Annotated in this window: 6 protein-coding genes; 5 read left to right on the top strand and 1 reads right to left on the bottom strand. The window is 71.9% G+C overall.

Annotated elements, in window-relative coordinates:
- Positions 1-164: 164 nt before the first annotated feature.
- The 3 genes from QH270_RS25320 to QH270_RS25310 are packed head-to-tail and all read left to right on the top strand — an operon-like array spanning position 165 to position 3,744.
- Positions 165-1,769 carry an IucA/IucC family protein gene (locus QH270_RS25320; RefSeq protein ID WP_280346593.1) on the top strand — a complete coding sequence of 535 codons (1,605 nt, stop codon included), beginning with the start codon at positions 165-167 and terminating at the stop codon, positions 1,767-1,769.
- Positions 1,766-2,980, top strand: coding sequence for a type III PLP-dependent enzyme (locus QH270_RS25315; RefSeq protein WP_280346592.1), 1,215 nt, complete (start codon positions 1,766-1,768; stop codon positions 2,978-2,980). Before QH270_RS25320 ends, QH270_RS25315 begins: the two co-directional genes overlap by 4 nt.
- On the top strand, positions 2,977-3,744 hold the full coding sequence (locus tag QH270_RS25310; protein WP_280346591.1) for an HpcH/HpaI aldolase family protein: 768 nt from the start codon (positions 2,977-2,979) through the stop codon (positions 3,742-3,744). Before QH270_RS25315 ends, QH270_RS25310 begins: the two co-directional genes overlap by 4 nt.
- Positions 3,745-3,857: 113 nt before the next feature.
- Here the strand turns inward: QH270_RS25310 and QH270_RS25305 are convergent, their stop codons facing one another.
- The gene (locus QH270_RS25305) at positions 3,858-4,619 is read right to left on the bottom strand and encodes a 3-hydroxyacyl-CoA dehydrogenase (RefSeq protein ID WP_280346590.1); all 762 of its coding nucleotides are present in this window, start codon (positions 4,617-4,619) and stop codon (positions 3,858-3,860) included.
- Positions 4,620-4,689: 70 nt separating this feature from the next.
- Between QH270_RS25305 and QH270_RS25300 the strand changes: the two genes are divergently transcribed.
- Together QH270_RS25300 and QH270_RS25295 are read left to right on the top strand one after the other, a co-directional pair.
- Positions 4,690-5,367 (top strand): TetR/AcrR family transcriptional regulator, encoded by a 678-nt coding sequence (locus QH270_RS25300; protein WP_280346589.1) that lies wholly within the window; start codon positions 4,690-4,692, stop codon positions 5,365-5,367.
- Positions 5,368-5,419: 52 nt separating this feature from the next.
- Positions 5,420-6,589 carry an AI-2E family transporter gene (locus QH270_RS25295; RefSeq protein ID WP_280346588.1) on the top strand — a complete coding sequence of 390 codons (1,170 nt, stop codon included), beginning with the start codon at positions 5,420-5,422 and terminating at the stop codon, positions 6,587-6,589.
- Positions 6,590-6,630 lie beyond the last annotated feature (41 nt).

Here is a 6,630-nt window from a genome sequence, read left to right as displayed (position 1 = left end):
CCCCCCCCCCCCCCCCCCCCCCCCCCCCCCCCCCCCCCCCCCCCCCCCCCCCCCCCCCCCCCCCCCCCCCCCCCCCCCCCCCCCCCCCCCCCCCCCCCCACGCGGTGGCCCACACCCTGCTCAACTGCCTGCTGCGCGAAGTGTCGGGTCCCGAGCGCCAGGCCGTGGTCTCCGGCACCCATCTGATCGTGCGCCTGCCGCGCCGGGACGTGCTGCTGCGCATAGAGATCCGACGGGCCTCGCGCATCGGCGCGCACCGGTTCCGCGGTCGGGTGGAGCACCGCTGCCGCGGGCAGTGGCTGCCGCTGGACTGGCGGACCCTGGCGCGCTACGCCCACGACGAACTCACCCTGCACAACGGGGTGGCCAACGACGAGTTCCTCGCCCAGATCGCCTCCAGTCATGCCACCCTCGCCGCCACCCTCGCGTCGCCGCCCGGGTACGCCGAGCTCGACTATCTGGCCTCGGAACGCTCGCTGGTGTTCGGGCATCGCTTCCACCCCACGCCGAAGGCTCGCACCGGAGAGCCGGCGCAGTGGGCCAGGTACTCCCCCGAGGCCGGTGCCGAGTTCGGGCTGCGCCTGCTGGCCGTGCGCACCCACCTCGTCGCGGAGGAGAGCAACGATCCGGCGGCCTCGGCCGCGCTCGACGCGGTGGGACCGGGCGTGCCCGCCGGCTATCGGTTGCTCCCGGCTCATCCCTGGCAGTACGAGATGATGCGTACCCGGCCCGCCGTCCACGCGGCGTTCGACCGCGGCGACATCATCGACCTCGGCGAGGGCACGCGACGATTCGCCGCCACCGCGTCGGTCCGGACCGTCTACGACGGCGCGATGTTCCTCAAGTTCAGCCTCGACGTCCGCATCACCAACTGCCTGCGTAAGAACGCCTGGTACGAACTGACCGGTGCGGTCACCCTCGATCGGCTCCTCGCGCCGATCTTCGACGAGCTGTCGGCCCGCTTCCCCGGCAGCGGAATGCTGCGTGAGCCCGCCTACCGCAGCCTCGCCCTGCCCGGCGAGCACGGCGGCCCCGATCGCGAACTACTGGAAGGGTTCGGCGTCATCGTCCGTGAGGGGCTGTCGGGCCGGCTGGGACCCGGTGTCACCGCGCTCCTCGCCGCCGCGGTCGCCGACGAGTACCCCACCGGTCCGGCGCACCTGTCCCGGCTCCTGCCCGAGGGGGACCAGGACGCGGCGCTGCGCTGGTGGGACGCCTACCTGGGGTTGCTCGTGGCCCCGGTCCTCGCCGCGTACTTCGAGTACGGTGTCGTCCTCGAACCCCACCTGCAGAACGTGCTGATCGGCGTGGACGGTACCGGCCTGCCCGTCCAGGTCCTGTTCCGCGATCTCGAGGGCACCAAACTCCTCGCCGATCAGCACGGCGCGGCGCTGGCGGGCATGCTGCCGGAGGTCGCGCGGCGGATGACCTACGACGCGCACCGCGGCTGGGACCGCGTCGTCTACTGCCTGCTGGTCAACAACATCGCCGACATGCTGGCCGCGCTGGCCGATCTGTATCCGGCGCTCGAGGCGGTCGCCTGGGACCGGGTGCGCGGCGTGCTGACCCGTTATTCGGCACAGGCCGGACATCCGCCGCGGCTCGCCGCGCTGTTGGCGGGAGTCCCGCTGCCCGCCAAGGCGAATCTGCTCACCCGCTGGGAGCGCAAACCCGATCGCGACGCCGGCTACGTTCGGCTCGCCTCCCCGCTGTCGAGCACCTCGCCCGCCGAACACGGACCCGCCGCCCTCGCGGAGCTGAGCCGGTGATCGCGCTCTCCGAGACCGCGGCCGCCTGGGCGACCGCCCTGGCCGACGACGACCTGCCCGCCTATCTCTACGACCTGACCGCCCTGCGCGAGCACGCGGCCGCGGTGCGTGCCGCGCTGCCCGAACGGGTGGAGCTCTACTACGCCGCCAAGGCCAACCCCGAGCCGCGCGTCCTCGCGGCGCTCGCCGGATCCGTCGACGGCTTCGAAGTGTCGTCCGGCGGTGAACTGGCCCATGTCGCCGCCACCGTGCCCGGCCACCGGCTCGCGTTCGGCGGCCCGGGAAAGACCCCGGCCGAACACCGGTCGGCCCTCGCGCACGGGGTGCACCGCATCCACGTGGAGAGCGTCGGCGAGCTCCGCGCCCTCGGCGCGCTCACCGAGCACGCCGAGCAGCCGGTCGATGTGCTCGTGCGCGTCAACCTGCCCCTGGATCAGCACACACTGGCGGGCAGCGCCCTGGCGATGGGCGGTCGCCCCACCCCGTTCGGCGTCGATCCCGACGATGCCGACACTGTGCTCGGCGACCTCGCCCGCGGCCGGTATCCAGGTCTTCGGTTGCGTGGCGTGCACGCCCACCTGACCAGTGGGCTGGAGGCGTCCGAGCTGGCCGCGGTCGCGGCGGCCGTGGTGCGGTGGGCCACGCACACCGCCGACCGTCACGACATCGCGCTCACCGAGGTGAACATCGGTGGCGGGATGAACGTCGACTACACCGCGCCGCATCGCCTGTTCGACTGGACGGCCTACGGCGCCGCGCTCGACGAGATCCTGCGTGCCACACCGGATCTACGTCTGCGAATCGAGCCGGGCCGGTCGTTGACCGCCTACTGCGGCTGGTACGCCACGGACGTCCTCGATGTGAAGTCCAGCCACGGCGGCGAATTCGCCGTCGTGCGCGGCGGCACCCACCACCTGCGCACCCCCGCGACGAAGGGACACAGCCAGCCCTGCGCGGTGGTTCCCGTCGACACCTGGGACCATCCCTGGACGAGACCGAGTACCGCGACCATGCCCGTCAGTGTTTGCGGCCAGCTGTGCACCCCGAAAGACCAGCTCGCGCACGATGTCTCCGGTGATCGGCTCCGCGCGGGCGACCGGATCGTGTTCGGGCTCGCCGGGGCGTACGCGTGGAACATCTCCCATCACGACTTCCTCATGCACCCGCCGCCGACTTTCCACTTCGCCGACGGCGCGCGGGTGAGCCGATGATCACGGTCAATCGGGTGCGCCGCAAACTCGCCGACGGCGAGCGCGTGTACGGGCTGTTCTGTTCCGTGCCCGCGCCCGCGCTCGTCGAGATGATCGGCTGGGCCGGCTACGACTTCGTCGTCATCGACGCCGAACACACCCTGCTCGACCCGCAGAATCTCGAGAACATGATCCGTTCGGCCCAGGCCGCCGGTCTGACGCCCTTCCTGCGGGTGGCACCGCACGACACCGCCACCATGCTGCGCGGTCTCGACGCCGGCGTCCTCGGCATCGTCGTTCCGCACGTGCGCACCCGCGCCGACATCGAGGCCGCTGTGCGAGCGGTCCACTACGCGCCCACCGGGATGCGCTCACTCGGTTCCGGCCGCGCCGCCGCCTACGGCCTGACCGACCCGATCGAGCACTGCCGTCGCGCCGAGGCCGAAACGATGCTCATCGCCCTGGTCGAGGACGCCGACGCCGTGGACGCCATCGACGACATCCTGCGCGGAGGCGGCGTCGACATGGTGTTGCCCGGCGTCGCCGATCTCTCCCAATCCCTGGGTGTGCCATGGCGATTGCGCCACGACACGGTGCGCTCGGCGCTGCTCCGGCTGCACGAGAGCTGTATCGCGCACGGCGTGCCGTTCTGCGCGCTCGTCCGCTCGGCGCAACGCCACGCCTACTGGCGCGACGCCGGTGTCCGTGCCTTCGCCTGCGGCGACGTCGCCACCCTCGCCGCGGCCGCGCTCCGCGCCGGCCTCAGCGACCTGTCCGTCCACTGATCCGCCGACAGCATCGGGCCGCGTGTTCGCGCCCGACCCGGTCATGGCGCGGGCCCGGCGGTCCACTGCCGGTGCCCGGCCGGGCGAGATACCGGGCCGGACACCGGACCGGATCAGCGCGGGGCCATCCGGATGGCGCCGTCGAGGCGGATGGTCTCGCCGTTGAGCATCGGGTTCTCCACGATGTGGCGGGCCAGGGCGGCGAACTCGGTGGGCTGACCGAGGCGCGAGGGGTGCGGCACCTGCGCGCCGAGGGACTGCAGCGCTTCCTCGGGCAGGGTCTCGAACAGCGGGGTGCGGAACAGGCCCGGCGCGATCGTGACGACGCGGATCTTGAACCCGGCCAGGTCGCGGGCGACCGGCAGGGTCAGGCCCACGATGCCGCCCTTGGAGGCGGAGTAGGCGGCCTGGCCGATCTGGCCGTCGTAGGCGGCGACCGAGGCGGTGTTGATGATGACACCGCGCTCCTCGCCGACCGGCTCGACCACCGACATGCGCTCGGCGGCCAGGCGGATCACGTTGAACGTGCCGACCAGGTTGACGTTGATGACCTTGGTGAAGTCGGCGAGCGGGAACGCGCCCTTCTTGCCGACCGTCTTGATCGCGTTGCCGATGCCCGCACAGTTCACGGCGATCCGCAGCGGGGCCAGCGACTCGGCGACATCGAGTGCCGCCGACACCGCCGACTCGTCGGTCACGTCCGCCGCCGCGAAGGCCGCGCCCTCGCCCAGCTCCTTCGCGATGGTCGCACCGTCGGACGACGGGAGATCGACGATGACGACCTTCGCGCCCTGCGCGTGCAGTTCCCGCACGGTGGCCAAGCCGAGACCCGACGCCCCGCCGGTGACGATCGCGGACGAGTTGACGAAATCCATACTTTTTCTCCTGTTTCGGTGGGGTCGACCCAATATTGACACACTTCGCCAAAACTGGTTCGCTTTCGCGGTGACCCAGCCCGCTCCCCGCCGCCCCGGCCGTCCCTCCGTGCTGGACACCAGGGCCGTGTCCGCGGTGACCCAGCCCGGTCCCCGCCGCCCCGGCCGTCCCTCCGTGCTGGACACCAGGGCCGTGTCCGCGGGGGCGCTGCGCCTGTGGACCGACCGCGGCTTCGCCACCACCAACTGGAACGACCTCGCCGAAGCCACCGGGATCAGCACCCGAACGCTGTTGCGGCACTTCTCCTCCCGCGCCGAGATCGCCTGGCTCGGGGTCGGGCCCGCCACCGAGCGCCTGCGCGAGGTGCTCACCACCGCCGCCGACGACGAGCCGCCCGCACTGGTGGTCCGCTCGGCGATCGTCGAATCCGTGTCGCGCGATCCGCGCATCCACGAACTCGCGCCCGACTGGCTGCGGCTGATCTCCTCCGAGCCCGAACTCGCCGCCACCGCGCCCCGCGTCTACCAGCCCTGGATCGACACGCTCGCGGGCTATCTCGCCCGCCGCCTGCCCGACTCCCCCGCCGCGATCTGCCGTGCCCTCGCGACCGCCTACCAATCGGCCACCTTCGCCGCGCTCCTCGAGTGGGCGGAGTCCGGCGCGGGCGGGGACTGCGCCGAATCCGTCGATCGCCTGCTGCGCTGGATGGACGTCCATCTGCCCGCGTCGGCGCCGCGACGCGCCTGAGCCGCCCACCGGCCGCCGCCATGAATCGCCGGTGACGTGTCAGACTGGCGACGTGAGCGGGCAGGGGAAAGAACCGAGTGGAACGCGATCGACCGGCACGCCGCGCCGTGACCGCGGGGACGTGATCGGCAGCGGCTTGCTGTGGCTGGCCAAATGGTCACTGTGCATCGTCGCGATCGCGGCGGGTGCGTGGGTGCTCGGCACCATCGCCGCCCGCCTGTGGGTGGTGATCCTGCCCGTCGCCCTGGCGATCGTGGTGACGACCATCCTGTGGCCACCGGCCCGCTGGCTCACCGCGCACCGTTTTCCCCCCGCGCTGGCAGCCACGGTGACTCTCCTCGGTTTCGTCGGGGTGCTGGCCGGGATCATCGCGCTGATCGTGCCCTCGGTGGCCGATCAGGCGCCCGAACTCGCCGACAAGTCCACCGAGGGCGTCAACCAGGTGCGCGACTGGATCCAGGGTCCGCCTCTGCGCCTCCGCGACGAGCAACTCGATTCCGCGGTCGACGCCATCGTCGGCAGGCTCCAGTCCAGTGGCGCGCAGATCGCCAGCGGCGTGTTCACCGGTGTGTCCACGGCGACCTCGCTCCTGATCACCGTGTTCCTGGTGCTGGTGCTGGTGTTCTTCTTCCTGAAGGACGGCCGCCGTTTCCTGCCGTGGATGCACGTGGTCTTCGGCAGCCGCAGCGGCCGCCATGTCGAGGCCGTGCTCGAGCGGGTGTGGGCGACGCTGGGTGGATTCATCCGCACGCAGGCGATCGTCAGCATGGTCGACGCCGTGCTCATCGGCGCCGGGTTGTTCATTCTCGATGTGCCGCTGGCGCTGGTGTTGTCGGTGATCACCTTCATCGGCGGCTTCGTTCCGATGGTCGGCGCGTTCGTCGCCGGCGCGCTCGCGGTCCTCGTCGCGCTGGTCGGCAACGGCTTCACCACCGCGCTGATCGTGCTCGGCATCGTCATCGCCGTGCAGCAGCTGGAAGGCAATGTGCTGCAACCGGTCCTGCAGAGCCGCAGCATGGAACTGCACGCGGTGATCGTGCTGCTCGCGGTGACCGCGGGCGGCTCGCTGTACGGCATCACCGGCGCGTTCCTCGCCGTCCCCGTGGTCGCGATGATCGCGGTGGTCATCCGCTACATCGGCGAGCAGATCGACGCGGCCACCGGACCGCCGCCCGCGGTGGACGAGGCCGACGAGCCCGCGGTGGCCGCGCCGTCGGACTGACGGCCTCCCGCTGGGTGGACACTCCCCCGTCGGGCGCGTGC

Origin of the sequence: Nocardia neocaledoniensis, assembly GCF_029868625.1 — a bacterium.
Taxonomy (GTDB): Bacteria; Actinomycetota; Actinomycetes; order Mycobacteriales; family Mycobacteriaceae; genus Nocardia; species Nocardia neocaledoniensis_A.
This window is presented reverse-complemented; position numbering and strand designations above follow the sequence as displayed.